Raw genomic sequence first — 1,266 nt, forward strand, 5'->3', positions numbered from 1 at the left:
CGGGCGGACGAGGACCGGCTCGGGGTGCCCCGCGCGCGCCATCGAGCAGCGGCCGGAGACCGGGTCGTAGACGGCGTACAGACAGGTCGCGCCGGCGACGGACGACCAGCCGCCCGGGTCGACCGACTCCTCCCGGTCCAGTTTGATCACCAGGTCGTCGAGCTGGGTGAGCAGTTCGTCGGGCGCCAGGTCCACGTCGGCCAGGGTGCGCACGGCGGTGCGCAGCCGGCCCATGGTCGCCGACGCCTGGACGCCGTGGCCGACGACGTCGCCGACGACCAGGGCGACCCGGGCGCCGGGATCGGCGGCGACTGGTTCGACGTCATCGCCCTGTCCGGCGCCCGTGGTGTTGGGCAGGTAGCGGGAGGCGACCTCGACGGCCTGCTGCCGTGCGGTGCGCCGCGGCAGCAGGCTGCGCTGGAGGGCGAGAGCGGTGGCGTGTTCACGGGTGTAGCGGCGGGCGTTGTCGACCGCCACGGCGGCGCGCGCGGCGAGTTCCCCGGCGAGTGTCAGATCGTCGTCGTCGAAGGGCTCGGGCGACCGGTGGCGGCAGAAGGTGGCCATGCCGAGGGTGATGCCGCGCGCGGTCAGCGGGGCGACCATCGTGGAGTGGATGCGGTGCTCACGGATGCTCGGGCGGACGAGGACCGGCTCGGGGTGCCCCGCGCGCGCCATCGAGCAGCGGCCGGAGACCGGGTCGTAGACGGCGTACAGACAGGTCGCGCCGGCGACGGACGACCAGCCGCCCGGGTCGACCGACTCCTCCCGGTCCAGTTTGATCACCAGGTCGTCGAGCTGGGTGAGCAGTTCGTCGGGCGCCAGGTCCACGTCGGCCAGGGTGCGCACGGCGGTGCGCAGCCGGCCCATGGTCGCCGACGCCTGGACGCCGTGGCCGACGACGTCGCCGACGACCAGGGCGACCCGGGCGCCGGACAGGGCGATGACGTCGAACCAGTCGCCGCCGATCCCGGCGCCCGTGGTGTTGGGCAGGTAGCGGGAGGCGACCTCGACGGCCTGCTGCCGTGCGGTGCGCCGCGGCAGCAGGCTGCGCTGGAGGGCGAGAGCGGTGGCGTGTTCACGGGTGTAGCGGCGGGCGTTGTCGACCGCCACGGCGGCGCGCGCGGCGAGTTCCCCGGCGAGTGTCAGATCGTCGTCGTCGAAGGGCTCGGGCGACCGGTGGCGGCAGAAGGTGGCCATGCCGAGGGTGATGCCGCGCGCGGTCAGCGGGGCGACCATCGTGGAGTGGATGCGGTGCTCACGGATGCT

The 1,266-nt window shown here is 74.4% G+C and carries 1 protein-coding gene; it reads right to left on the bottom strand.

The annotated features are described in order from the left end of the window. A partial coding sequence (locus EAO77_RS40520; RefSeq protein ID WP_261994188.1) for a SpoIIE family protein phosphatase occupies window positions 1-1,266 on the bottom strand: 1,266 nt, incomplete at both ends.

The organism is Streptomyces sp. T39, assembly GCF_008042045.1.
In the GTDB taxonomy this organism is placed as follows: Bacteria; Actinomycetota; Actinomycetes; order Streptomycetales; family Streptomycetaceae; genus Streptomyces.